Origin of the sequence: Leadbettera azotonutricia ZAS-9, assembly GCF_000214355.1 — a bacterium.
GTDB lineage: Bacteria > Spirochaetota > Spirochaetia > Treponematales > Breznakiellaceae > Leadbettera > Leadbettera azotonutricia.
Genome location: NC_015577.1, coordinates 1,864,386 through 1,889,344 on the forward strand (window position 1 = coordinate 1,864,386; position 24,959 = coordinate 1,889,344).

A 24,959-nucleotide genomic window follows, 5' to 3' on the forward strand; every position below is an offset into this window, starting at 1 on the left:
GTTATGTGAAGAGCAGGACATAAGCCAGGTAATACACCGGCGCAGTCAATGCCAGGGAATCTATGGAATCCAGCATGCCTCCCCTGCCGGGAATAACAGTGCCCGAATCCTTAACGCCGGCGCTGCGTTTCAGGGCCGACTCCCCAAGGTCGCCAAGGGTAGATGCAATGCCGCTTGCAAGGCCCAGTATGGCGCCCGCCGCAGCCCCAGGCATTAGAGCGGAATTAAAGGCATCAGGAAAATTCACCGCCCCAATAATGCCAAGGGCCATGGAGGATGCAATGCCCCCTGCAAAACCTGCAAGGCTTTTGTTGGGGCTGGCCGCGATTATGCCCCGGTTGTTTTTTCCAAGGAACCTGCCGGATAGCCAGGCAGCGCCATCGTTCAAAAAAGTGACCAAAAGGAAAAAGAGTATTAAAACTTCCGCCCTCGGAAAAGCGGCAAGCCTGATAATCCATGACATAAGAAAACCAGGGTATATCAGAACCGCGAACCCTGCGGCAGTACGGTTTACATAACTATCAAGTTTGTTCTGGGATGAAAAAACCCGGGATGCCACTATCCAGCAGGCGCTTAAGGCCATGCTTAACGAAATGATATCAATATTCAGATTGAAACTCACCACTGCGGCAGTGACAACCGGGGCGATACCTCCGAATATTGCGGCTTCCACAGTGCCTATAACGATATTTTTTTGCTTGAGGATATTCTGAAATTCCATAGCCCCGGCTATCGAGGTCCATATAACCATGCAGTTGAACACCGCATGGTTTAACTGGGGCAGAAAGAAGACTATGCCTATGAGGGCAGGAATGCCGACAAAAAACACCAGAAGCCGCTCTAATAGTTTTTTCATGTTATTACGACTCCTTTGGCAACGCCTCCGAAACGCCTTTCCCGGTTTTCATAATTCTCAAGCGCCTCTGACAAATCAGACGAATCCCAATCGGGCCAGAATTTCGGGGATATGTAATATTCCGCATAAGCCCCTTCCCAAAGGAGGAAATTGCTGGTACGGAATTCTCCCGCAGTCCTGATGATAAGATCCGGGTCGGGCACATCGGGGTTATCCAGATATTGGCCGATGATCTCTGGCGTAATGGTTTTCGATGCGCCGGCAGCCAACGCGCGGTTTACCGCCCGGGATATCTCATCCCTGCCCCCATAATTAAGGGCCAGAATAACCTGGAGGCCTGTGAAGCCTTTGGTATCATCACAGGCGCTCGCAAGCTCTTTTTGTATATCCGGGGGCAGGCTATCCTTGTCCCCGGTATGGCGTATGCGAATCCTGTTTTCCTTATAAAAAGCCAATTCGCCCCTGAGGTACTGTTTTACCAGCCCCATGATGAAGCCTACCTCTTCGGCAGTACGTTTCCAGTTTTCCGTAGAAAATGTGTAAAGGGTGAGGTAGGAGATTCCAAGATCGCTTGCGGCCTTGACCACACGTTTGGCAGCCTTGAGACCCTCAAGATGCCCCTGGGTGCGAATCTGCCCCCGCGACTGAGCCCAGCGTCCATTCCCGTCCATGATGATCCCCACATGCGTCGGGACTGCACCACTCACCTCCGCCCCCTTTAATTCTCCAAAATTTCTTTTTCTTTCTCTTCCAAAACCTGGTTCACCTTGGCAATATAGGAATCGGTGAGCTTCTGCAGTTCCTCCGCCCCCTTGCTTTCTTCATCCTCGGTGAGCTTCCCGTCTTTGAGGAGCTTCTTGAGTTCCTCATTGCCATCCCTGCGTGTGTTGCGGACTGAGACACGGCTTTGCTCGGCTTGGGCCTTGGCCTGCTTTGCCAGATCCTTGCGCCGCTCCTCGGTAAGGGGCGGGATGGAAATGCGTATCACCTTGCCGTCATTGGACGGGTTGAGGGAAAGCTCGGAGGTCCTGATGGCTTTTTCGATTTCCGTGATAAGCCCCTTGTCCCAGGGCTGGATCACGATGAGCCGCGCTTCGGGGATGGAGATATTCGCCACCTGGTTCAAGGGGGATTTATCGCCATACGCATCCACGCGGATCTTGTCGAAAAGCGCCGCAGACGCACGGCCTGTCCTTAAAGCCCCAAAGCCGTCTTTAAGGCTCTGGACGGTTTTTTTCATCCGTTCTTCAGAAGCAGCAGCTACCTCGCCCATTTTATGCTCCTACTTTAAAGTAGACATAATCGCTTACGGTGAGTTTTGCGCCGCCCAAAAGCTTTCCCGTATCGGAGAGCACTTGGGAGACAGAGAATTTTTCGTCCTTTACAAAGCCCTGATCCATAAGGCAGATGGACTTGAGAAACTTGCTCACCTTGCCGCCCAGGATGCCTTCGAGCACTTTCTCGGGCTTGCCCTTGAGGGACTCATCAGTTTCCATTTGCTTGCGGAAGATGTCCTCGTTTTCTTTGATGAAAACGGGGTCGAGCTTGCTCCTGTCCAGGGCTGCCGGATTGGCCCAGGAAATGTGGAGGGCCAGGTTATGCGCCAATTCTTTGGCTTCTTCCCTCTGAAGGGCTTCGGGCTTGTCGGAGGCCAGCTTTACCACTACCCCGATGGCGCCGTCGCCATGGATATAGGAAGTGATGTATTCGCCTGCCCCGGCCTTGACGGTTTTGATCCGCTTGAGGCTCATGTTCTCCCTGATTTTGGTTGCCAGATCAGTGACCATGCCATTGAGTTCGTCATTGGGCTCGGCATAGCCCTTGTCCAGAACCTTGTCGGCAATGATTCCACCCAAAGCTATGAACTCGGGGTTTCTTGCCACAAAGTCGGTTTCGGAAACCAGCTCCACGAGAACCGCGTTATTGTCCTTTATCTTGATAAAGACCTTGCCCTCGTTGGTGGCCCTGTCGGCCCGCTTCTCAACAGCTGCGAGGCCTTTTTCTTTCAAAAGCTTTTCGGCTTTGGCGGCATCCCCGTCGGTTTCCACCAGGGCATTCTTGCATTCCATCATGCCTGCCCCGGTTTTCTCCCGGAGGGCTTTTACATCAGCTGCGCTTATATTAGCCATATATCTACTCCTAAAAATTTGTGGAGTTTGATAAAATCAAACTCCCAAGACAAAAACCTCCGGTTTTTGTCATTCCGCTCCATAAACTTTGTCTACATCTACAGGCAATGCATCTTCTTCATCAGCAGGAGCCTCGGGCTCTACGGTTTCCTTGACCACAGCCTCCCCTGAATAGGCTTCGATGTCGATTTCCTGATCCTCTTCCTTAACCGAAACATCAGTTACCACATCTTCGGTCTCTTCGTCTTCGTCGCCCAGGGTCTCGATGATCTTGAGGCCCACTTCATTGTCCGCTTCTTCTACCGCATTGGCGATGATCTGGGTAAAAAGGGTGATGGCCCTGATGGCATCGTCATTCCCGGGAATGGGGTAGTCTATGCCCTCGGGATTGCAATTGGTGTCAACCACGGCCACGATGGGTATGCCCATGCGCCGGGCTTCCGCCACCGCAATACCTTCCTTGCGGGTATCGATGATGAAGAGTATCCCCGGGGGATCCTTCATCTCTTTGATGCCTCCCAGGTTCTTCTGGAGTTTTGCCCTTTCTTTGCCCAGGCCCGAAATTTCTTTCTTGGTGAGGTTTTCGAAAGTGCCGTCGACTTCCATTTTTTCAAGCTTCTTGAGCCTGAGGAGGGACTTTTTAATGGTTACGAAATTGGTGAGCATGCCGCCAAGCCAGCGGTTGTTCACATAGTACATGCCGCAGCGCTCGGCTTCCTTCTGGATAGCCTGCTGGGCCTGCTTTTTGGTGCCCACAAAGAGAACCGTTTTGCCCGATGCCACGACCTTTCTGACCGCGTCATAGGCGTCCTTGATGGACTGAATTGTTTTCTGGAGATCGATGATATGGATCCCGTTCCGTTCCGCAAAGATGTATTTCTTCATCCGCGGATCCCAGCGTTTTACCTGGTGCCCAAAATGCACGCCCGATTCGAGCAGGCTCTTCATGGTAACTACTGCCACAAACCCTCCTGTGGAGCCCTTGCAGGCCGAAAGCCTGCCGAGAAACCCCGTTGGCGGAAATGTCTGATTCCCGCCGCCATCCCTATATCTCATTATCCGCCAAGGAATAATGGAAAATTACACGAAAAACTTTCGTGTTTGTATTCAGTCCCCGTAAGGGTAACCGTTCTCCTTCAGCATAACATAGAATTCCCGCATTGGCAAGCCCACTATGGAGGAATAAGACCCCTTTATTTCTGAAATGAAGCAGCTTGCCAGGCCCTGCACCTTGTAGGACCCTGCCACGCCTTGCCACTCGCCGGTATTGAGGTACCATTCTATCTCGGAATCCCTCAAAGGGGCAAAAGTGACTGTGCTGGACACCGAGCGGCAGTCTATAGTTTTCTCCTTGCCCTTGTATAGGGCCACAGCGGTAATCACAAAGTGATCACGTCCCTGAAGCACGGATAGCATGCTTCTGGCGGCCTCCCTGTCTTTGGGCTTGCCGTAAACCTTGCCGTCCACAGTGACAAGGGTATCGGCCCCCACAATCCAGGGCGGTATCCTCCCTTTAAGGATCTCCACGATTTTATTTACCTTGCGCACTGCCAGATCCTCTGCCACGCTTTTAGGGTCAGCATTGCCGTCATAGTGTTCTTCCACCGGGGAGGGCATGATGCTGAACGGGAGGCTCAAAAGCCGGAAATATTCCTGCCTTCTTAAGGAGCCTGACGCTAATATAATTGGTTCCATGAGGGTTATCTTATTGCATTATGCTGGCATTGTAAAGAAAACTATATGAGAGATACCTGAGGCGTATATTGGAAAATCAGGTAATTCGTTATCCTATATAGATTTACGCATGGAAAAACACGCCATGCTTACATAGTGCCTACAAATTTTATCTATCTGACACTGCGGCCTTTGGAAAGTCTGGGGCTTGCAGCCTCGGCGGCGACACGTGGGGCGCGGACTGTAGGAGTGTCGGACGCAGATACAAGGCAATCCTTGTCAAACTCTTTCATTTCGGCAGTGCTTATAATGCCGTCCTTAAAAAAGTCTAGGGCTTCTTCGTGGATATGTTTTAAAGCAGGGCTTTTGTACTTTTTCATTTGTCTATCTCCTCTATGCGGCTCTCTTGCATAAAGGCCTTTAAATCCTCATTTTGTCCGGCTATTAAAGAACCGCTTCCTTTGTTCTGGATTGAACAGTCCGGGGTCGCAGCTTGCCGCCATCGGGAAAACTTACAAGGAGCGGATCTGCTCCGATACTTGACAGAACATCACGCGCCTTGTTGTTGAGATAGTCGCATCTTTCCTGGACTGTCATTCCCGCCGTTTCATCTTGGAGCTTGAGCCGGGCAGCGTGAATTTCTCTTATAAGTATATCATCACATCCGGGATCATTGAGAATCCGGGGATCAGTCATATAATCCTGTATCGTCTTCACTTTCAATTACCTCCACTGGTTTGTATATGCCTATACCCTTAAGCCCTTCCCTGGCATTTACCAGCCGGACCCGTTCGATAGTCCAGGGCCGGGCAATATGCCCAAAATTAAGGCTTACTATAAAGTCTAAGCCATTGACCGCCGTAATGGCAATATGGAAAGCGTCAACTGTACTGGAAACCGGGACCGCTTTCTCCTGGATATACAGGGCCGCCAGCCGTTCCACATCCGGGGTAACCGCAAGATTTTTCACTCCATAATCAGTAATAAGCCGCAACATATTTTCCCGTTTCTCTGGATCCGCATTGTCGTCTATTTCAGCTGTTGTATAAATGGACGTATAGGGTTCAAATTTCCCCGCCTTTATCATATCAAAGACTTGCCGGGTCTGGGCTTTCAGTTCCTGGTAATGCGGATCTTCCCGCGTTTCATAGTAGAAGCTGAACATGGTAGTTTCAAGATAAATTTTTGGCTGGCTCATATCTCCTCCCCGGTGTCGGTCAGCTTGAACGTCCCTTCAAAGGTACAGCCCAGAACGTTGGCGATCTTTTGTAGATCCTTGTCTGTAAAGTTATCCCGTTTCATACGGTTATATAAATTCGTAGTACTCATCCCCAGTCGCCGGGCAAGCTCAGCCTCTGAAATATTCCCTCGCTTTACCAGCAAGATACGGATTTTTTCAACCATTCCCATATTTGATTCTCCTCTCTTTAATATACCTTATTAGTTATATATTGGCAATAAAAGTTACAAAAAAATACAAAAAAGTGATATTTTCTCTTGACATACTCACGTATAAGTTATATATTATAACTATAAGATGGATTAAGGGAGGCCGAAACCATGACGGCAAAACAGGCGATTAAGGCCCGATGCAAGGATTGTTCAGGAAATACCTGTGAGTTTTCTAACTGCGTCCTCAAGGGCTTAGCAAAATCTAAGGGGAAGGTCAAAGGATCAGTAATTCTGGCTTATTGCAGGTGGTGCCTACATGGCCATTCTTTTCAGACCTGCAGTTCTCCCGATTGCGGTATTTACCAGTACCTGACATCAGCCATAGAAGCCTCACTGTTGAAAAAAACAGGGGGTACAGAGGGGGGTAAAACGATCTTCCCCTTAAAACCGTACTTAGACACCCCTAAGCCGGGGAACCCCTCCAAAACCGCATTTTTTGAAGGAGGAAGCAATGGAACTGGACAATGAGGAAGACATGCCCCGCATCGGGAACAGGAGCGACGCACTGGATCTGCTGGACGTGATGATTGAAAAGATGGAGGCCATTGATACCGAAGGGCCCCGGAGCATAAAGGGCCTGGGTTACTTCCGGCCTCGGCTTAAAGCCCTCAAGGACGCCATAGAGCGGGAAATCATTTAGCAGGGGGCTTGGGTATGGCTAGCGGCGAAGACTGCCGGAGATAAATAGGGGATCCGGGAAGGATCGGCTTCCTCATGCTGGGAAGCAGCATGGGCCGTCCTTCCCTTTTTTCCTGGGGCCGTATGGCTTTCAGGTTATTAACTAACCCAGCCGGGGGGAAGTCCGGCAAAGGTGGAAAGGTATGGATGCGTCAGATTATGAGGCTAATGTGGACGGTTTGATTTTCTGGCCGGAGGATGATCTCCGGGCGGCCTTCGATGCGGTGGCAACGGAAACAATAGAGCATGGGGAATTGTTCGCACTGAAGGCATTCAATTTAAGGATGAAGTATTACCTGAATACTTCTTCCGATGTGTGCCATGACATTACTTATGAAGGAGTAGCGGCCCATTATGAAAAATCTATTCTTGAAAGCGGCCTTGTCAAATTACGCTGCGGTGCATGCCCGGTTCCCGGATGCCCTTATGGGGGTGCAAAATGACAGATCGGTTGATAAAGCTATTTAAAGCTCGGGGAAAAATGGACGATTACCCAAAGGAATATACCCTTGACTATGCGGAGGATCTGGCTTGGTGTGCCTCCGGGGTTCGGGCTATCGCTCGCGCTATGTGGTGGTACGGTGAATATAAAAACAAAGATGATCCAGACTATGAAGAAGATGTGTCGGCGTTGCTCGCCGTTATCGATTTATTAACCGAACCTATAGAGCGCCTTCTTTTCAGCGGAATGCCCGTGATAGACCCAAAGGAAAAAGAATGTACAGGGGGGCAAAATGAAAGATGATATTAATGCCCTTGCCTTCTATCCAGCGGAACAGGTTGAATCGGCTTTCAAAAAGATGAAAAACGCCATTGGTACTGAAAAGGAAGCGGCAGCCTTCGCGCAGTTTGCCCGGCAGATGATGCGGCTCTATGACGAAGGTTCCCAGTATACGGTGTTGGAATCCCCTGAAAACACCCGGCGGAAAATTCTGGATGTTTGCTTTGAACTTGGCAGTATTCACGCCCGTTTGATAAAGGACATAGATTTCATTCTTGGCATAGGCCATAGGTATGATGATAAATTCGATGCCCTTGGCGGAGCTTGGGATGAAAGGGAAGCGTACCGTACAGGGGCAACGCCGGAAGAAGTAAGGCGAAAAGATAGGGAAGAAAACAGGCTGTCCTATTTTGCTCACCCGGAGGCGAAAGAATGAAAGTACCTAAACAGAAAAGGATCCCCGTCAATGTTTCTCTGCCGGTGGATTTTTACGAACATCTGGAAAGTCTATGGCGCGACAGGTGGAACCGGGGCCATACCATGTTGAGGTTCCGGGAATTTGTCGCGGAGATGATCGGCGTGGGTTTCCAGGTGTGGGAAGAAAGGAACATACCCCGGCAAGAGGAAGCCGCAGAAGCGGAGGAAGATCGCACAAATCCTGCGGATGATTGGGAATTTGACGGCACGGAAAGTGAAAGGGTGTTAAGATATCGATAACGTCTGGGCAGACAGCTCCGGCGCAAGAATACAAGGAGACACTCAAATGACAGAAAAAGTAACAGCTGTAGTTGATGAATGGCTTACGCCAGAAGAATTTTGCGAACGCATCAAGATACCTATGGTAACACTCAAATACTGGATAAAGCATAACCAGATAAAATACCGACGCTGGGGGCAGCGCATTTATCGTATCCCGGCATGCGAATTAATGCTGGCAAAGGATGCGGTCGAATAAAACCCGGAATAATCGGGAAAGGCTTTTTATTGCCCTATAGCGGCCCTATAGCGCGTCAGTTTAGGGTTATTGGTAAAATGATATGCTTTACCTGTTAAACGCAATGGCGGCCTTCTGTGCGTGTTTTTGTATTTAAAAATACCCTGCCACAAAAGAAGTTAAGCGGCAGGGGTGCCGGAATAATGCCCGGCGGCATCACGGTATAAAATGGACAAAATTAGAGAGCTGCAATAAATTCCTGAATATCCGCCATAAGGCTGTCGGTCTTTTCAATAATTGCTTTCTTTTTATCCTCCGGCCCCTCGGCCACTTTTAAAAAGTTATTGAACTGGCTTAAAGCTTCAACGCCCTTTTCAAGAACAAGCAGGGTATTATATTTCATACCCTTCTCAGATTTTTTCAAAAGCTTCTTAATAATTCTTCCCATTCTTCTGTCCTCCCATATAAATTATAATCATCATAAATTATCTGCCAATCGAAGAGTGTGTAATTCCCCTCTCCGTGCAAGGCGGTTTATTGCCTGTGCTAATATTTGACCATCAAAAACTAGATTAAAAGTCTGTGGGCCTTCATTTCCTGTTTGCCCGGCAGGGGTTATGTCAACTCGCTCATTACGATTTACACGTAAAAGACCTCCATCCACGCGGGGGGAATTGTAGTCTGCCATGAAGCTGCCGCCTGTTTCGGCTGACATCTTGGGTATAGGCGTTGCTATTATCTTTCCCACATTGGCAATGCCCATGGCAATAGTGGCGGCAAGATTTACCGCTCCCCATGGGAAACCGCCCCCCTGCGCGAAGGCCTTGCTTGCGGCCAGGTAAGTTTGGACAGTTGCCTCGGCCACCGATAATGATTTTTGCGCTATCGCGGCAGATTGCGCCCTTCTGTTTGCTTCGTCGATAAGCCTTTGGCGCGCGCTTTGCAGATCGGCCTCGATCTCTTTTTTCCGCTCGGCGGTTGTACTTTCGCTCCCAAGCTCTACTGCATATTTTGCCTCAAGATTCGCTATTTCTTTAACAAGGTTATTTTTCTGCACCTGTAAAGATAGCTCCGCAAAACCAGAAATCGCGTTTAGAGAATTTATTATGCCTGCCTGCATAATTGCGGCTTTGGCGGCCTCAAAACGCTGCTTTTCTGCCAATATCGCGTCGTCGGAAGCCTTTATCAGTGCCTGTTTCTCATCTTCTTCAAGTTTCATTTGATTCAATAACAGTTCCCGCTGTTCCTGAACATAGGCTATCCGCTCTTCGCCTTTTTTGCCTTCAGCGTCTGTACGGGCTTTCAAGAATTGCTGGAATTGCGCTATCTGCTCTTCCTGGATCTGTTTTTCAGTTTGCGGGACAGATGATAGGAGGGCAGTCAAATGGCTTTTTAAGTCATTCGCTATTTTTTTCTGTTCTTCTGCGGCAGCCTTAGCATCGGCAATTTCTTTGGCCTTTGCAGCTTTTGCTTTTTTGGCCTGTTCCTCTGCGAAGTTTATTTCGCTTAGTTTTATCTGCTCTGCGTAGAGTTCTTTGGCGGCGGCAATGGCGGAATTTTTTGTTTTTATGTCCGCATCACTCGCATTGATGCTGGCTATCTCCCGGGCAAGCTGTAATTCAAGAAGCTGTTTTTCGTCGTTTTCTATTTCATCATTCTTCAGGTGAAGCTCTTCAAGGCTTTCAGTATATTTTTTAGTCTGGATCATGAGACTGTCATTTGCAGCTTTCTGGGCTGTTTCAATCCTTCTTATGCGGGCCTCTTCGGCGGCGGCGGCATCTGCCGCATCCTTTTTTATTTTCGCAACCAGGGCAGCGGAATCTACATAATCCACAACCTCATTATTATTGCCGAGCTGCTTTCCTATTGTCGCCAGAATAGCATTTGCCTGATCCCGGTAGTTTTCAGCATCTTTTAAAGCACCCTTATATCTCCCTAATTGTGCTGCTCTGGAACCTGTCCATGTCTCATTGTTTGCAACTGCATTTTTTACGCTTTCAGATACACCATCTATATAGGCTTGTTCTTTCTTTAGTTTTTCTAACCATTGGGAAGAAGCATCCATAGCCTTTTGCTCATTAAGTGCCCTAATAGCCGCCGCGGCGGCATCCGTCGTTGTCGCATTTGCTTCAAGGTGTCCATTTAATTCAGGATAAAGGGATATAAGGTTTCTTGTAGTTTCTTCGTCCAGGGCTTTTCCGGGGTTCAAGGTTGCATAGCTGTCAATAAGGCCATCGGCTTTTGATTTTGTATCCGCAAGGTTAACTGCTAGGGCCTCGCCTGCGTGGGCCTGCTTCTCGGACATGACAACAATAGCCCCAATGCCTGCAGCAAGGGCCGTCACTGCCAGAGCTGCTGCCCCGGCGGGGCCTGCAATGGCGGTTGTCATAGCCTTTATTGCAAGGGACATCTTTTGCACTGCTTCGGCGCCTTTTGATACTGTAACAAAAGTAGCAAGGGCGGCGGCAGCAGCTGCCAGTGCAACCCCGGCAATCTTAAGTTTTCCTTCCCAGTCATCTATCCCGGCTATGAACTCGGCAACACCAGTCAGCCCATCTGTCATGGCAGGCATTAATGCCGATGAAAGTTCATTGCGTACACCCTCAAGAGAAGCTTTAAGCCGGGCCTGTGCGTCCAGGTATTCTTCTGATTGTTTTGCAGCCTGATTGCTTATAATTCCATAATGCTCTGCTTCTTCCCTGAGGGCTTTTATCCCATCGGTACCAGCGTCTGCCATGAGGATAAGCTGCTGTCCTGACTTACCAAACGCTTCTTGTGCAAGCTGCGCCCTGGGGAACTCGTCAGGGGCTTTATTTATTGCATCGAGGAGCAGGGTAAAGGCATCCTCGGTTCCGTTTGCGGATTGCAGAGAGGCTAAAAGGGCTTTGTTGTTCTCAGTTAAATATTTTGAAAATGTCCCTGTTCCGTTTTTAATATTACCCATCGAGCTGTTAAGCTTCTGAAGGCTTGATTTGAGCGTATCGCTTGATACCCCTGTCATTTTAGCGGCGTATGCCATGGTTTACCATTGTTCAGCGGTTTGGCCTGTTATTTTGGCGGTTTTCGCGGCGGCATCCCCGGCAGCGGCCATGGCCTGCGTACCGGCAATCATAGCGGTACCGAAAGCGGCGGCAATGGCTGCTGTGGCTTTAAGGGCAACTTCTGCGCCTTTTACAGCCTTTTCCATGGCTTCCTGTTTAGTTTTTGCAGTTTCTATGCTTTGGCCGAGTTGGGTATATTCAGCCTTTAAACGCTTTATCGCTTCGCTTTCAGGATCAACGCCGTTTTTAATGAGCCGCTGTATTTCCGTGCCGTATGCCTTTTGCCCTGCCTCTGCGGCGGCAAGATCGCCCTTGACGGCAAGGATAGCGGCACCGCATATTTTTTGTTTTTCTATAAATTTATCAACTTGTTCAGTTTTGAAACCTTCTGCGAATTTCTCGAATTTCTTTTTTGTGGATTCCGAGACTTCACCCATGTCCTCGAATGCCTTCTTTGCAGCTTCGAAATTTGCATTTATTTTAAGCGTTAAGTCGGCCATTATTTCACCTTTGCCCCATGATACTTATTAAGAGACTTTTAAAACTCCAGAGCGATAACGGCGGCGGCATCCATTAAGGCCCCATCGGTGCGATGATATGCAAGGAAGCCCACAGCCCCGGTTTGGGAATACAGTTCATTAAGGCGCTGTATAACCTGGCTGTTTGTCCTGTCTACGATGGTATAAGAACTGAGATTCCCGAAGGCTACCGGCTTGGCTCCCGTTGCAACATCCGGCAGGGCGGAAAGATAGACAGGGCATCCGAAGATGGACCCGGCAATAAAGGAAGCATCAGGAGAGAGCGCCCGCCCTCCGGGAATAAACACCGGGTTTCCGGCTGCATCTGCCAAAGGAATGACAGCGGACAAGGTTTTAGGGTTCATGAGCCATGCGGCGGACGAATGGTAACGCAGGGGGAGGGCGGCGAACATGGCCAGTAGATCTGCGTATGCGATCGTGGCGCCGCCCGCTGCCTGGGGTATCGCATCCAGCAGGAGGCCCCTCGGCTGGCCTGTCCCTGTGCCATTTATGAAAGCATCGTCTTCTTTTTCCCCGATTGCTTGCCCGAATACATCGGCTATCACTGTATCGATATTAAAGGCGGAATCTCCGATCATTTCCTCGGTTACTATTCCGATTCCCCCAACTTTATTAAGTCCAAAATGGCGGGATCCGAATGTTGCGTCCGGTGTAGGAAACGATCCGTTTTCAGGAACCCATGAAACTGCCGGCAAGGCCGTATTGATAGGAATGTCCTTCCCCCCGCTGCTGGCCTGGTGGATGGTGGCAAGGCTGCGGACAGGGAACCGGGAAGCCCTGGCAATAATGCGGTCGGCAATTTCAACGGGTACGGTTATATCTCCGGTTCCGATTGCCCGAATTTCTGCGCGATAATCTGCGGCGGTGATCTGATTGCGCAAATACTTTAGAAATAATTCTTTTTCCTTGTTCATAATTGGCTCCTTCTGCCTCCCGGCAGTAGTTGTAATTTGCCAGGCTCAAGCCCGGCACGGTTCCTTAATTATTCCGGGACATGATGTTCTTATAGCGTTTTCTCCATTCTGCATTATCCTGCTTTACTTGTTCAGGGGTGCGAATTTCGGGAAGTCCCAGAATATCAAGACGAGATCTTGAGGACAAAACGACCTTTTCAGGGAAACCCGGCAATTCAAGCGGTGTGGTTTCTTTAAGGCCCTTGAGCACATCCCCAAAAAAATGACCGATCCCATTTATTCCAGAAAACACATCAAGGAATGTCTCACATCCCAAGCCATCAGAATACAAATTGAATTCTTCGCGGGCGTTTTCTATCTTCTCCATGGCTTTAATTATTTTGTCCGCTTCACTCTGGGCAAGTAAAGAAAGATCCTCGGCTGCTTTGCGTACAAGAGAAAGGCGGCGATCAATCTCAGGTTTTTTTTCTTCCTGAGTAAGTTTGTCCCGCTGCTTTTTAAGAAGTTCAATCCGGGAAGCTGCCAGCCGTTCGAGTCTTAATTCTTCCCTGGTGGATTCTGTTTTTTCCGGCTTCATCGACATATAGCCGATATTGTCTTCACGATGCTTTTTTATCTCTTTTTCGAGAGCCTTGATTTCCGCCTTGATTTCCTCTACAGGGTTGGCAGCCTTAACCTCTTCTTTCATAAATCCTCCACGTGTTTAATATACCAGGTAATTAAACCCGGCGTTTATAGTTCCACCATACCAGTTTATAAAAATCTATGTTGAGAAAGTAACAGAAAGTAACGCTTTTTTCTTGTCATAGTGCCTTTTTCTTAGGGCTCCACCGCTCCTGTTACCTGCTTTTGTTAATATGCGTTGTTTTATAAATTGCTCAATCTCTGCAATTCCCATCATCCAGGGAATTTTCTCATTTTCCAGCCATACAATAATAGCATCAAAAAAAACACCTTGAGCGGGTTTATAAAATGGCGCTTCTTCAGTTGCTTCAATAAGTCCCTTTAACTCCATGCGTTCAAGCAGCCTGTTTTTTTTCTCTGCAGGTGTAAATATCTGTTTCTCTATCATTTTTGGTATTTCTCTCCGGCTATTTTTTCTTTGATGATTTTACTATCCAGATCGAGGACTTCGCAAAAGGCAAAAAAATAATTACTACTAAAAAAATCTGTATCATTATCCTTTAAAGCTGATTCAACGATTCCATAAATTAAATTATGGAAAGCTTCCTTTACCGTATATCCCCGCTGTTCGAGTTTTGGATTTTTCATTTTTTATCACCGGCAGCAGCCCTCTGCCTTTCCCTACAGCGGTATACCCTCATGGCCCCGTTGCATCTATGGCCGATGGCACTGTAAACGCGGCCTTTCATAAACCCATCCATGTCTTGCACTTTTAGGAATTGCGGCTTTTCGGTTTTTATTTTTAATTCGTAAAACTGGATGATTTTTTTAAGCGAAGAACTCTCGCTTATTTGATATCGGTCGTATTCCCATTTTTTTATATAGCCCGCTTTTTCAAGGGCAGCTATAAACAGGGCTATTTCATCTGCCCGGCCTTGTACCGGGTGCTTTGGGGTTCCCATGCTCTGCTCCTCTCCGTCATCCCGACGGTGATAAAAGTATCATACTGTAACGGGTAACATTTGTAAACCCAAAATAGCCGAAACAGCCCAACTGCGGTTTTTTTGGCCTTCCCATTTTACCCTCTTAATTTTTGCGTGACCCTACAGAGGCTTTACATGGGCGGTTTTGGGCACTTTGCCCCAGAGATTCGACCCGCCCCCCGCCTCTCGGATATCCTTTATAAGCTGCCTATGTGGCGGCCTCCTTGGCGCGGTCAAGCATAACGTCTATTGCGTACTGCGCTTCACTGTTTATCATTTCCGGCTCTCCTCCTTCCCGTTTCTGCGCCGGGGTCTGGGTAAAGCCCCGGATTATCCTGGTCGGTTTACCAGATTTCCGGCTCTTCTCTTTCAGTTTCCTTGCCCCCATAAGGACTGTTTTCCGTTTCTGTTGCCGTGGTTTCGGACACCAAGACACAAGAATTGTTAAAATCCGTATTAGTTTCTATAATTTTCTCCCGCGAGAGAATTAACTCGAAATTTAGGTTTTCTTGTGTCTCTGTGTTTTCTCGTACAAATACACGAGTTGACTTGCCATCAATTTTTCTAAACTTTGTAAAAATTCCGCGCTTTTCAAGCTCATTTGTAAAGGTTTTTGACTTCATCGGGGTTCTAATGCCCTGTTGCATCAGACAATAGCGTTCAAATTTTGCGTAAAATTCTGATTTTGGCTCATAGTTAGTTACGGTGAAGGCATCGCTATCCTCCAGGAACTGCTTTATAAGGTCTTGTTCGTCAAAATACTCCAATGTTGCGGCATCGATTGCCTTACAATCCGGCATTTTGCGTCCATTGGCATAGTATTTCACTGCGTACTGCATAAACAGATTGAGGATTTTCCCATATTCCGGTATAAATGAATCCTCTAACCCCTCGTTTTTGGTTTCAAATTGAGCATTAAAAGGTACCAGGCGAAAACGCTTTTTTTCGCTTTTGCCAAAGCTGTCAATGGGAATTTTGTCATTTGAGGCGATAAAAACTTTGCATTTTAATGAGCAACTATAGCCATCCCTCCCTTTTTTCTCGACCCATACCCCGTCGCCATCCCCGGCAATAGACTTCAATTCATCAAGGTTTAACTTGCCATGATCGGGCTTCAAGTCATATAAAATGGCCGCCCTTTTTCCCGGAAGCCCCGCCTTATCGAACCGCGACTGACTGCCGGGTTCCTTGATAACCAAACTGCGGGGAAGTGTTGTAGCATAATCTCCTATAATTTTTTGAAGGGTTCGCAGTAACGTTCCTTTTCCATTGCTACCTTGCCCATAGAAATTGGTGATGCGGTCGGTGTAATGTCCGAATAATGAGGTTCCGCAAGCGGTAAGCAGCCAGCCCATTAATTCCTGATTTCCACAGGCTGCCCATTTCAGGAACTTCATAAATTCTTCCGGTTCCCCTGTCTCGGGCTTAACCGCTGCGCTCATTGTGAAATGATCCTCGGGTGTTGACGGCCTCATGCTTCCATCGGTAGACACGGCTACCCCGGCGCAGTTTATAAGCGCATTGTCTGCATCAAAATCCATCGGCAGGGCTGTAATTTCCGGCTCATGGGTCATGGCTTCAATAACTGATTTTTTACGGGGCTGGTTGCGAAAAACACGATACTCACGATAAGCTCTGTCCTGATCTGCCGGGGCAACACGGGTAATCTGTTCAAATAGCAGTGTTTCATACTCCCTCAGCACCTGGTATAAAACCGCTTCTGCATAATCAATTTGGAAAGCCCCCGTGCTGCCATTGTGTACCAGCCACCCATGTGCTGTTGTATGCCTCAATAATCCTTTGGTGCCAGCGGCTATCCACCGGCTTATGCCACCATCGGAATACAGATCAAGGCTAATTTGTTCTCCAATCACAAACACGTTAGGCACTGCATTCTTCCGTGCCAGGACAATAAGGGGTTTGGCAAGTGCTCTTACAGCGTCCATGCTTCCCTCTGTATACCGCTTGCCGCGAGCCTATCGGCCATTGTCCGACGCGGTTTTGCTTCTTTTGGCGCCTCTGGCTCAGGCAACATGAATAGGGCTAGCAACATTTCCGCCCGTAAGCGCGCCCGGCTCATGTCTCCGCTATCCAGAGCATCGGCAAATTCCCGCAGGAGTGAATCGCGGTAGACCGTGGATTGCGAAAGCCTGATTACCGGACGTTTCCCTTTTGGGGGTTTCCAATCGGTAACAATGCCCAGGGTGTTTTCGATGTCTTTGACTATTTGCGGAAAGTGATCCTTGTCGCAGGGTATTTTGGCTAATGCGGCTGATACAGCGAAAATGTCCCCTGATTCATGGCATGTGAAGCAATAAGCATATTCGGGATTGACCTTGCATGAAGGGTTATGCTCATCATGCCATAGACAAATAATTAAGCCCTGTTCATTTGGGTGTATACCTTTGGCGTCCAGGTATTCGGCAAGTCGGCTCTTGAGGAATTTTATATCGCTCTTGCCAAGTGCAGTGTTTTGCTGTAAATTATCTGTAGCGGATTTTTCAAGGTTCCCGCCTTGCGCATTTTTCGCCTCAGCCCCGGCCCCCATGCCGGGGTGTTTTATTACCTCGGTATTCATAAATAGACCTTCCACCCAAAAGATTTATATGCGTCAAGAAATTTCTCCGAGTTAGGCCCTGCGTACAAAACCGCTTGTCCCTGGAGGGGGGATCCCATCTTCCCGTCGGGGCCATTGAACTTAACCCGGCTCGCGGGAAACACGATCGCGTTCGAGAACGAAACAAGGGCACCGAACCAGGCGGTTTCCGTGGCGTTGTTCACCAGGACGATGGCTTCGGTTACTTCCCCCCTACAGACATGGGTTTTAAGCTTTTCGATGAATTTTCCGATCAGCTCCCTAGCATACGGGGGGTTGAGCCATACCCGGCCTTCCCATGGATGCCCCAGGCCGTCGTCGTCGATGGTGTGTATTTTTTTGGCCTTGACGGTTCTGTTCGCGGCCTCGCAGCTTGCGGGATCGAGATCGATTCCCCCCATGGCCTTTCGCGCCGCCTCGATGTACTCCGCAGGGGTATACCATTCGTTGTTGCCGCTGTTATGGGCCACATGGGGCTTGGGGCTTTCAATTCGAACCTGCTCATTTTTGAGCGGGAGGGATAGGAGGTAATTAATCATGACCCGCGGCCTTGATTTTGCATTCCCCAAAACGGGGGAATAGCTTTTCCCCCCTCTCAAAACTGTATTTTTCAATGCGATCCTTGATCCCGGCGAGCCGACATGCTCCTGTTCTGCAATGCCGTCCCGCCCGGCAGCGTTTTTGTCTGCACTCATACTACGCCCCTTGTAAGCTGCGTATCCATGCCGTTCCTGATTTCATAATCTGCGGACTGGCGTCCACGGAATATGAATGTTTCCAGATCTGCCTGAGTGAAAAATACCTTACCACCCGTAGGCTTATAGCATGGTATTTTCCCCAAGTGGATCAGCTTATAGAGGTATGACTTTTTAAGTCCCGTAAATTGTGCCGCACCATCAACATCGAGTGGCTTTTGAACTGCTTCCATATTCTTTCCTTTGCCAAGTTTTGCTTGGCATGGAAAGAATGAACTTTATTTTTATTTGTTAATCATACCGTAGAGTATGTTTTCGGTATGTTTTCGGTATGTTTTTAAAATTAATCGAAAAGTTGCTTTCTTAAGTTATCCCATTTTGAAATATCCTTTCCCTCATTGGCAGTTTTCAGGGTATTTGTTTCGGATATGCGGCCCTTAATTTTTATATATTGAACTATTGTCTCCCATTCAGTAAAACCACCCTCTTTAAAAAACAGCCCTACAAGACCCGCCTTTATCTTAAAATTAAAATACGAGCCATCAAATTCTATGATTTTTACACAAATCGCTTTTTTTAGTGCATTATATGTCCGAAGGCTTTCCGTTTTTAACCGTGCTATTAAATAATGGTTTTCCATATCTGAGTCTTTTGGTACTTCACCCTTGCTCCCTTCACCGGTTTCAGTATCAAGGTGGGATAGGTCAAGGTTGTCCAGCTCTTCAATTAAGCCATTAAAAAAATCTATTTGGGTTGGATAAAAAAATATTCCGAATCCTTTTATTTCAAATACAGGAGTTTTAGGAATTTCATCATCATACCTTTTTTGATACGCATCTCTTTCGAGAATAAGGACTTTTTTGACTGATTCTCTTTTCTCCCTGCCTAACATTACATCTTTGTATACAAGATTTTTGAATTCTTCTCTTTCATCATGGAATTTTTTATCGACTGGATTGCTAAGATCAAATGTTATTTTGCCTTTTCCATTATTGGGATATGATATTTTCATTGTGCCGTCCCCTTATCCTCATTTTTTGGAAACGCCAGTTCCTTCTTGCCCTCTATGCCGACCGCCAGCTTGATTTCCGGCATTTTATCAATGCCTGTCCGCTTTTCCTTATCTGATACCTGGGTATAAATCGCCGTGGTTGCTATTTTCCCATGACCGAGTATTTTCTGTATCGTGTAGATGTCCACGCCCAGGCTGTGAAGAATAGTGGCGCACGATCTCCGCGCCGTATGCCAGCCGATGTTTTTTTGGATACCGGCCTTTGCGGCCCATTGCTTCAAATACCTGTTTGTTTCGGTGCTGCTTCCTGCCAGTAGGGGAAAGAGAGGTTCCCCCTTATTGTGAAGCTTGCCGTCATTTATGATACCCCATGCCGAAGCGTGAAGGGGTATAAAAACACGCTTTTTTGTCTTTACCTGCTTTTTTGCCAGCCGGGCGCCGTCAGTGTCATGCTCAATGTCTCCCCATATAAGGGTTTTGATGTCGGATATTCTCAAGCCGCAGTAACAAGCGAAAATGAAGCCTTTCTGCACTTCGGCCCCCAGTTTTCCGCCTATGGGAACCCCTGCCATTTTTTTCAGTTCCCCAAGGGTCAATGTAACCATGTCAGGCTCCGGTATGCTGATTGCCTTTATTCCTTCAGCAGGATCGGCAGTCAGGATATTCTCGCGGACGGCTTGCCCCAGCGCCATACGAACCCCAAGGACATAGGAATTCGCCGATTGTTCGCCCAGGCCGCTTTCCTTGAGCATCCAGTCTTGAAAGTTATTGAACCATTTTGAATTCACCTGCCCCAATTGTATTAAATCGCCGCCAGGGTATTTTTTAAGATAGGGCAGGCACTTGCAAACCCTGTCTTTTCTCGCATCCCTGCCTTTGGCCATTTCTTCGATGTACCGGTAAAGGGACTTTTTCGCGCTCAGGGTGTCCTGCAAGTTCCAGCTGCCGTCAAAGAGCTGCTGCTCCCTTCTTGCCCTGGCGTATTCAGCCCGGCGCATATTCTCTTTGTTCATAGCCGGATCTTTGGATACGGAGAGGTGGAGGGCTTCAGCATGGCGCTGCCCCTTATCGTAAATATCAAGGTATAGCTTGCCCCTGATTTCCCGAATTTTTACTCCCATAGAACCCCCGAAAAATATACTCGCATAGTGCTTACACTATGCTTACAAAATAGGGTAAAGACAAAGGAAAAAGAAAGTCAAGCAAGAAAAGGCATAATTTTGTAATTCGTTGCATTGTAATGAATTAGTAAAAAGAAGTAAAACAAAGGAACATAAAAAAAGCCCCCTAAGGGGCATGAGAGATACCTGACTCGAACAGGCCACCTACAGCTCCGGAGGCTGTCGCTCTATCCAGATGAGCTAATCTCTCAGAAATAACTGCCGGGTATTAACCGATTAATTAGAATACCCCGGATGAAGGGTGGGTGTCAACCTTGGCTTTTTTAAGGGGGTATGAAAATTCAGGCCCCCGGGTTATAGTGCCTTAGAGCAGAAATCGGTGCAGGCAATCAAGCGGTTCACAGAACAGGCAATTAATAAACTCAGGGAAGAAATCCAGGATACAGGGGGGAATGAGGTCTTTGCCCTGGGGTACATGGACGATGCCAACAAAATTGCAAAAATAGAAATCGCGGCCCGGGGCAATGTCAATTCTGTGCTGGCGCTTCAGGACAGGCTGGACGATATTTTTGATGACCCTGAGGCTGAAAGCGCTTCCCCTGACGTACTCATCCACAACCACCCCTCGGGGTTTTTGACCCCCAGCGACCCGGATATGAACATAGCCTCCAGGGCTGCCCAGGGCGGGGTGGGCTCCTTCATCGTGGACAACATGGTTACCAGTGTTTATGTTGTGGCAGAGCCTGCAAAACGCAGGAAAAGCCAGAAGCTCGATCCTGAAGCAATTACAGCAGCCCTGGAAGAAGGGGGCGCCATTGCCCGAAGGCTTCCGGTTTTTGAGACCCGGAAATCCCAGCTTGACCTTATGCATCTGGCGATTAAAGCCTTCAATGATGATTCCATTGCGGCAGCAGAAGCAGGCACAGGGGTAGGGAAGTCCTTTGCCTACCTGCTCCCTGCCTTGAGTTATGCCATGGCGAATGACGAGCGTATTGTGATTTCCACTGCCACCATAACCCTCCAGCAGCAACTTTACGAAAAGGACATACCCCTGGTGGCAGCCGGACTTAACAGCAAGCTCAAGGTGGTGCTGGTGAAGGGCAGGGGGAACTACCTTTGCCTTAGGCGTATGGAGGAGGTTCTAAAAGAGCCTTCCCTTGATGAAGAAGAAAATGAAAACCTCCGCTCCATAGTGCTTTGGGCGGAGACAAGCAAAACAGGGGATCGGGCGGATCTTTCATTTATGCCCATGGAAGGGCTATGGTCCCGCATTTGCTCAGAGGCGGATTCCTGCATGGGCATGCGATGCCCTTTCAGGGAACGCTGTTTTATGCTTGCCATGAGAAGGGAGGCAGCGGATGCCCGCATACTCGTGGTGAACCATCATCTTCTTTTTGCCGATTTGGCGGCCCGCATGGAAGGCGCCGGATATGACAGCACCGTGGTGCTTCCGCCTTATAATAGGGTTATCATTGACGAAGCCCATACCATAGAAGAGGCAGCCACTTCCTTTTTTTCAGACGAATTTTCCCGGTTTGGCATATACCGTAATTTAAGCCGCCTCTACCGCAAACGCAGGGCTCAAAAAACCGGCCTCATCCTAAAGCTCATGGGCATGCTGCCTGGCAATGCAGCTTTTGCAGAGGATGATAAAAATAAAATTGAGGATATCATCGAAAACATCAGGCAGGCAGTTGATGATCTTGATGAAGGGGCTGTCGAGTTGTGCGGCAGGGAAGGCGTCTTCAGGCTTGCCCCTCAAAAAGATGATTATATACGCACCGGGCTTTCGCCCCAATTTATTTCTTTGCGCAAGCAGATAAATATACTGGGGGGCATCATCAGGGACATGCTCGAAAAAATTCCGGAAGCTGAAAATAAAAAAATCGATACTGCACAAGAAGGCACAGTGTGGGAAGTGAAAGCTATACTGCGCCGTCTGGATACTATTGGGAATGTCTGTTCATCCTTTCTGGAATACAAAGAAAATCCCGGCAAGGTCATGTGGATAGAAAAACGCCAGGGTTCAAGCGATAAGCATTCCAAAGACCCCTGGGCTGAATTCACCGTGAGTCCCCTGGATGTTGCGCCCGTTTTAAAAGAAGCCCTCTTTGCTCCCAACAAAACTGTGATCTGCGTTTCAGCCACCCTTACCATAGGGGGCAGGGGCGAAGCGTCCTTTAGTTACTGGAAAAACCGTTCGGGCCTTGCGCTGGTACAGGACAGGGAAATATTGAGCGGCATATTCCCATCACCCTTTCCCTATAAATCAAAAGTTTTGCTGGCAGTGCCTTCTGACGCGCCTCTGCCCACCGAAGGCGGCTTCAGCGCCTTTGTGGATAATGCAGCAGCTGATCTGGCGGAAAGCGCCGGCGGCTCAGCCCTCATACTTTTCACCTCATATACAGCCTTGCGAAGCGCCTATGAATTGGCAAAACCCAGGCTTCAGCAGGCGGGCATCCGGGTCCTTAAACAGGGAGACGACGACCGTTCCCGCCTGCTTGCAAATTTCCTCTCCGACGAAAGCTCTGTCCTTTTTGCCACCGATTCCTTCTGGGAGGGCGTAGACGCCCCGGGCGATACCCTGCGCCTCGTCATCCTGTGCAGGCTCCCCTTCAGAACCCCCAGCGACCCTGTCTTCGAAGCCCGCTGCGAACACCTTGAAGCAGAGGGCGGCAACGCATTCATGGATCTCTCCCTCCCCGAAGCGGTGATGAAATTCAAACAGGGCTTCGGCCGCCTCATGCGCCGTTCCAGCGATCATGGAGTCGTGGCAGTCCTTGACGGCAGGCTCCTCAAAAAACGCTACGGGCAGACATTTCTCAATTCATTGCCCGAGACCAGGACATGCTTTGGTGATTTTAAGGCCATATCGAGGGCCACAGAAGAATTCCTGTTTCCGTGATGAGGAGCAGGCTAATACTTGTTTACGAACTTTACGCCTTTATTCATGCGAATCAAACACTATCTTCCCCAAGTCCGAAGCTTCAGGGTTAACACCGGCGCGGTATTTTTCCAGTGCGATTTTTTCCCGCTCCAAATCGGGGAAGGAGTAGACTTCCCCATCCTGGGCAATGGTTACTTCGGGGATAGCATAGGCGCCCATCTCTTTGAGGGCCTTGTCCTGGGCTTGCTTTAAGTTATTGGGGCTTGCTTCCCTTTGGCCAGGATTAAGGTCCTGGGGTTTTACTGCTTTGGGGAAAGACCAGATGCGGCTAAAAGAGAATTTCCGGAAATTTTCGAATTTGATTTTTTCATTTTCTTTTTTGAGCTTCCATTTCCTAAGGGCGGGGATGAGCCAAAAGAGGATTGAGAAGGCCAGGGGGATGAGCCCCAGGCCCACTGCGATTATGGGCAGGGGATTGGCTGCAACAGCAGAAACAAAATAATAGGTCATGCCGTAAATCAAGGGGGCTGCCTCTCCGGTCTGCTGGGATAAAAGGTGGACATTCTCCCCAATTTGCCGGGCTATGATTGTGCCGCTGTGGACACTCTGATACAGGAAATAACTTCCAAAGAGGAGGTTCACTCCGTTGATAAGACTGAACCAGAAATTCATCTTTCCTTTGTTGGAAGAAAAATCGCGAAGGTTTTTGGGGAGGCTGGGGATGCCGGAACTGCCCGCATTATTCCGCCCTTTGCCCTCGGTGCGTAATAAAATTTCATCAAAGCGGTAAACCACTGTCCCGTCTTCTGTGGCTTCAGGGCTGCCGCCGAATTCGGCGCAAAGGGCAGTGATTTCAGATTCAGCCCTGTCAGAGGGGATGCCTGAGATGGCCATGAGCTCGGGCAGGGAGACTACGCCGCGATGCTCCTGGACATACGCAATAAAGGTCTTTTTCTCCTCCGTTGGCCACTGGGCATTGGGGTCGCCGTCGCCAAAGACAAAAGAAAAAATTGCCTTGTGGAGGGGCCTCCCCTTGGGGCGGCTATTATTTTCAAAGCCCCCGTAACGGCCGTATCGGGGATTCACGGACTTGGTAAGCTCAGAATAAAACCAAAGCCTTATAATGAGGTTGAAGATGCTTGAGCCAAGGTACATGCCCCCGTGGCCTGAACGGCTGTCATTGTTGTTCCGGGAATTGGCGGCCATGGACAAAAAGAGGCTTGCCAGGGCTATGGCCAAAAAAACCAGAAAATACCCTATGAGCATGACCATTATCCAAACCTTGAAGATCCCTGTGCCCGCGAGGCCAAGAAAATGGATGAGTTTTTCAGACGTCTTTTTAAGGAAAGGCGCCAGGCCCTTGAAGCGGCTGGCAAAGCCCCTGGGGAAGGAATAGAGGATTTCACCCGATTCGGTTACTTCGAGGCGTCCCGAGAATTCGTCGGCCGCAACAGGGACCAGCTCTTTGACCGTATAAAGGGGGAGGGCAGTGACTGCAGCTATATCGGCGACGGTTGCGCCCTTCCTTTTGCCCTTGAAGGCTTCAACTATCTTTTTATATGCCTTTCCGTCTGCGATTTTGCCTCTCATGCGTTAAATATATCCTGATGCTTGTCTATAATGGAGGACAGGGTAATGCCCGCGAAATAATCGTTGACCATTTTGGTCAAATCTTCCCATACATGGTGGCTCAAGCAATCTCCAATATGCTCACAATCTACAGTATGTTTATCGCAGGCAGTAATATTGAGATCTTCACCGGCAGCGTCCAGAATTTGCTTGATGGTAAGCTCATCCAAAGATTTTGCGAAGTAAAAACCACCTCCAGGTCCCCTGATGGAGCTGACCAGCCCAGCTTTTCTAAGTTTGAAAAAAATCTGTTCAAGGAATACTGAGGATATATTCTCCTGCTCTGCCAAGTGGCTTATGGAGACCGGGTTTCCATCCTTCCCCAATTTTGCCAATGCCAGGGATGCCCGAAGTGCATAACGCCCTCTTGTTGTAATCCTCATGGAAATCTCCTCTTTAAGCTTGTAATAACTGACCACTATGATAATGTATTTTCCAGGAAATAAATAGCCCTTTTTTATAGGGAAAAAAGTA

Annotated in this window: 33 protein-coding genes and 1 tRNA gene; 7 read left to right on the forward strand and 27 right to left on the reverse strand. The window is 48.5% G+C overall.

Translation table 11 applies throughout. The annotated features are described in order from the left end of the window. Position 1: 1 nt before the first annotated feature. The 10 genes from TREAZ_RS08070 to TREAZ_RS08115 form a co-directional block, all read right to left on the reverse strand. On the reverse strand, positions 2-856 hold the full coding sequence (locus tag TREAZ_RS08070; protein ID WP_015711340.1) for a phosphatidate cytidylyltransferase: 855 nt from the start codon (positions 854-856) through the stop codon (positions 2-4). Continuing rightward, positions 853-1,563, reverse strand: coding sequence for a polyprenyl diphosphate synthase (gene uppS, locus TREAZ_RS08075; RefSeq protein ID WP_015711341.1), 711 nt, complete (start codon positions 1,561-1,563; stop codon positions 853-855). The genes TREAZ_RS08070 and uppS overlap by 4 nt, the downstream gene beginning before the upstream one ends. 11 nt (positions 1,564-1,574) lie before the next feature. Further along, positions 1,575-2,129 (reverse strand): ribosome recycling factor, encoded by a 555-nt coding sequence (gene frr, locus TREAZ_RS08080; RefSeq protein WP_015711342.1) that lies wholly within the window; start codon positions 2,127-2,129, stop codon positions 1,575-1,577. Position 2,130: 1 nt separating this feature from the next. Next, positions 2,131-2,985, reverse strand: a complete 855-nt coding sequence (gene tsf, locus TREAZ_RS08085) for a translation elongation factor Ts (RefSeq protein WP_015711343.1) — start codon at positions 2,983-2,985, stop codon at positions 2,131-2,133. 69 nt (positions 2,986-3,054) lie between these two features. Then, positions 3,055-3,948 carry a 30S ribosomal protein S2 gene (rpsB, locus tag TREAZ_RS08090; protein ID WP_015711344.1) on the reverse strand — a complete coding sequence of 298 codons (894 nt, stop codon included), beginning with the start codon at positions 3,946-3,948 and terminating at the stop codon, positions 3,055-3,057. A gap of 144 nt (positions 3,949-4,092) precedes the next feature. Beyond that, positions 4,093-4,680, reverse strand: coding sequence for a Maf family protein (locus tag TREAZ_RS08095; protein WP_015711345.1), 588 nt, complete (start codon positions 4,678-4,680; stop codon positions 4,093-4,095). A 152-nt stretch (positions 4,681-4,832) separates the two neighbouring features. After that, a complete protein-coding gene (locus TREAZ_RS08100; RefSeq protein WP_015711346.1) occupies positions 4,833-5,039 on the reverse strand; it encodes a hypothetical protein in 207 nt (68 codons plus the stop codon). A 64-nt stretch (positions 5,040-5,103) separates the two neighbouring features. Beyond that, the gene (locus TREAZ_RS08105) at positions 5,104-5,376 is read right to left on the reverse strand and encodes a hypothetical protein (RefSeq protein WP_015711347.1); all 273 of its coding nucleotides are present in this window, start codon (positions 5,374-5,376) and stop codon (positions 5,104-5,106) included. Beyond that, complete coding sequence (locus TREAZ_RS08110) at positions 5,348-5,857, reverse strand: PIN domain-containing protein (RefSeq protein WP_015711348.1); 510 nt, start codon at positions 5,855-5,857, stop codon at positions 5,348-5,350. Before TREAZ_RS08110 ends, TREAZ_RS08105 begins: the two co-directional genes overlap by 29 nt. Further along, complete coding sequence (locus TREAZ_RS08115; protein ID WP_015711349.1) at positions 5,854-6,069, reverse strand: helix-turn-helix domain-containing protein; 216 nt, start codon at positions 6,067-6,069, stop codon at positions 5,854-5,856. Before TREAZ_RS08115 ends, TREAZ_RS08110 begins: the two co-directional genes overlap by 4 nt. A gap of 493 nt (positions 6,070-6,562) precedes the next feature. Between TREAZ_RS08115 and TREAZ_RS08120 the strand changes: the two genes are divergently transcribed. The 6 genes from TREAZ_RS08120 to TREAZ_RS08145 all read left to right on the forward strand — a co-directional run bounded on the left by TREAZ_RS08120 (position 6,563) and on the right by TREAZ_RS08145 (position 8,465). Continuing rightward, positions 6,563-6,751 (forward strand): hypothetical protein, encoded by a 189-nt coding sequence (locus TREAZ_RS08120; protein ID WP_015711351.1) that lies wholly within the window; start codon positions 6,563-6,565, stop codon positions 6,749-6,751. Between the two features lie 181 nt (positions 6,752-6,932). Beyond that, a complete protein-coding gene (locus tag TREAZ_RS08125) occupies positions 6,933-7,232 on the forward strand; it encodes a hypothetical protein (RefSeq protein WP_015711353.1) in 300 nt (99 codons plus the stop codon). Continuing rightward, the gene (locus tag TREAZ_RS08130; RefSeq protein WP_043922994.1) at positions 7,229-7,534 is read left to right on the forward strand and encodes a hypothetical protein; all 306 of its coding nucleotides are present in this window, start codon (positions 7,229-7,231) and stop codon (positions 7,532-7,534) included. Before TREAZ_RS08125 ends, TREAZ_RS08130 begins: the two co-directional genes overlap by 4 nt. Then, a complete protein-coding gene (locus TREAZ_RS08135; protein ID WP_015711355.1) occupies positions 7,524-7,946 on the forward strand; it encodes a hypothetical protein in 423 nt (140 codons plus the stop codon). The genes TREAZ_RS08130 and TREAZ_RS08135 overlap by 11 nt, the downstream gene beginning before the upstream one ends. Next, positions 7,943-8,227, forward strand: a complete 285-nt coding sequence (locus tag TREAZ_RS08140; RefSeq protein ID WP_015711356.1) for a hypothetical protein — start codon at positions 7,943-7,945, stop codon at positions 8,225-8,227. Before TREAZ_RS08135 ends, TREAZ_RS08140 begins: the two co-directional genes overlap by 4 nt. 46 nt (positions 8,228-8,273) lie before the next feature. Next, positions 8,274-8,465 carry a helix-turn-helix domain-containing protein gene (locus TREAZ_RS08145; protein WP_015711357.1) on the forward strand — a complete coding sequence of 64 codons (192 nt, stop codon included), beginning with the start codon at positions 8,274-8,276 and terminating at the stop codon, positions 8,463-8,465. A gap of 217 nt (positions 8,466-8,682) precedes the next feature. On the opposite strand, the gene TREAZ_RS08150 is transcribed toward TREAZ_RS08145, so the two are convergent. The 15 genes from TREAZ_RS08150 to TREAZ_RS08220 all read right to left on the reverse strand — a co-directional run bounded on the left by TREAZ_RS08150 (position 8,683) and on the right by TREAZ_RS08220 (position 20,219). Next, entirely contained in the window at positions 8,683-8,892 is a 210-nt protein-coding gene (locus TREAZ_RS08150) for a hypothetical protein (RefSeq protein WP_015711358.1), read from the reverse strand. Positions 8,893-8,922: 30 nt separating this feature from the next. After that, positions 8,923-11,445 (reverse strand): hypothetical protein, encoded by a 2,523-nt coding sequence (locus tag TREAZ_RS08155; RefSeq protein ID WP_148257755.1) that lies wholly within the window; start codon positions 11,443-11,445, stop codon positions 8,923-8,925. A 21-nt stretch (positions 11,446-11,466) separates the two neighbouring features. Next, a complete protein-coding gene (locus TREAZ_RS08160; protein ID WP_043922996.1) occupies positions 11,467-11,985 on the reverse strand; it encodes a hypothetical protein in 519 nt (172 codons plus the stop codon). Between the two features lie 38 nt (positions 11,986-12,023). Beyond that, a complete protein-coding gene (locus TREAZ_RS08165; RefSeq protein WP_015711359.1) occupies positions 12,024-12,938 on the reverse strand; it encodes a phage major capsid protein in 915 nt (304 codons plus the stop codon). A gap of 64 nt (positions 12,939-13,002) precedes the next feature. Continuing rightward, the gene (locus tag TREAZ_RS08170; RefSeq protein WP_015711360.1) at positions 13,003-13,626 is read right to left on the reverse strand and encodes a hypothetical protein; all 624 of its coding nucleotides are present in this window, start codon (positions 13,624-13,626) and stop codon (positions 13,003-13,005) included. Between the two features lie 75 nt (positions 13,627-13,701). Further along, positions 13,702-14,010, reverse strand: coding sequence for a hypothetical protein (locus TREAZ_RS08175; RefSeq protein ID WP_015711361.1), 309 nt, complete (start codon positions 14,008-14,010; stop codon positions 13,702-13,704). Beyond that, on the reverse strand, positions 14,007-14,210 hold the full coding sequence (locus TREAZ_RS08180) for a hypothetical protein (RefSeq protein ID WP_015711362.1): 204 nt from the start codon (positions 14,208-14,210) through the stop codon (positions 14,007-14,009). Before TREAZ_RS08180 ends, TREAZ_RS08175 begins: the two co-directional genes overlap by 4 nt. After that, positions 14,207-14,524, reverse strand: a complete 318-nt coding sequence (locus tag TREAZ_RS08185; RefSeq protein WP_015711363.1) for a hypothetical protein — start codon at positions 14,522-14,524, stop codon at positions 14,207-14,209. The genes TREAZ_RS08180 and TREAZ_RS08185 overlap by 4 nt, the downstream gene beginning before the upstream one ends. A 365-nt stretch (positions 14,525-14,889) precedes the next feature. Continuing rightward, entirely contained in the window at positions 14,890-16,491 is a 1,602-nt protein-coding gene (locus TREAZ_RS08190) for a DNA primase family protein (protein ID WP_043922997.1), read from the reverse strand. Then, positions 16,479-17,123, reverse strand: coding sequence for a DNA primase (locus TREAZ_RS08195; protein WP_015711366.1), 645 nt, complete (start codon positions 17,121-17,123; stop codon positions 16,479-16,481). The genes TREAZ_RS08190 and TREAZ_RS08195 overlap by 13 nt, the downstream gene beginning before the upstream one ends. After that, entirely contained in the window at positions 17,120-17,836 is a 717-nt protein-coding gene (locus tag TREAZ_RS17410; RefSeq protein WP_015711367.1) for a DNA N-6-adenine-methyltransferase, read from the reverse strand. The genes TREAZ_RS08195 and TREAZ_RS17410 overlap by 4 nt, the downstream gene beginning before the upstream one ends. After that, on the reverse strand, positions 17,833-18,069 hold the full coding sequence (locus TREAZ_RS08205) for a helix-turn-helix transcriptional regulator (RefSeq protein ID WP_015711368.1): 237 nt from the start codon (positions 18,067-18,069) through the stop codon (positions 17,833-17,835). Before TREAZ_RS08205 ends, TREAZ_RS17410 begins: the two co-directional genes overlap by 4 nt. Positions 18,070-18,179: 110 nt before the next feature. Beyond that, positions 18,180-18,848 (reverse strand): hypothetical protein, encoded by a 669-nt coding sequence (locus tag TREAZ_RS08210; RefSeq protein ID WP_015711369.1) that lies wholly within the window; start codon positions 18,846-18,848, stop codon positions 18,180-18,182. After that, positions 18,845-19,969 (reverse strand): site-specific integrase, encoded by a 1,125-nt coding sequence (locus tag TREAZ_RS08215; protein ID WP_015711370.1) that lies wholly within the window; start codon positions 19,967-19,969, stop codon positions 18,845-18,847. The genes TREAZ_RS08210 and TREAZ_RS08215 overlap by 4 nt, the downstream gene beginning before the upstream one ends. A gap of 176 nt (positions 19,970-20,145) precedes the next feature. Next, positions 20,146-20,219, reverse strand: a tRNA-Arg gene (locus TREAZ_RS08220). 129 nt (positions 20,220-20,348) lie between these two features. Here TREAZ_RS08220 and TREAZ_RS08225 point away from each other — a divergent pair. Beyond that, positions 20,349-22,874, forward strand: a complete 2,526-nt coding sequence (locus TREAZ_RS08225; protein ID WP_015711371.1) for a helicase C-terminal domain-containing protein — start codon at positions 20,349-20,351, stop codon at positions 22,872-22,874. A 39-nt stretch (positions 22,875-22,913) separates the two neighbouring features. Here TREAZ_RS08225 and TREAZ_RS08230 read toward each other — a convergent pair whose 3' ends face one another. Both TREAZ_RS08230 and TREAZ_RS08235 read right to left on the reverse strand, forming a co-directional pair. Next, a complete protein-coding gene (locus tag TREAZ_RS08230) occupies positions 22,914-24,446 on the reverse strand; it encodes a hypothetical protein (RefSeq protein WP_015711372.1) in 1,533 nt (510 codons plus the stop codon). Further along, positions 24,443-24,868, reverse strand: coding sequence for an RrF2 family transcriptional regulator (locus TREAZ_RS08235; protein WP_043922998.1), 426 nt, complete (start codon positions 24,866-24,868; stop codon positions 24,443-24,445). The genes TREAZ_RS08230 and TREAZ_RS08235 overlap by 4 nt, the downstream gene beginning before the upstream one ends. Between the last annotated feature and the right edge of the window lie 91 nt (positions 24,869-24,959).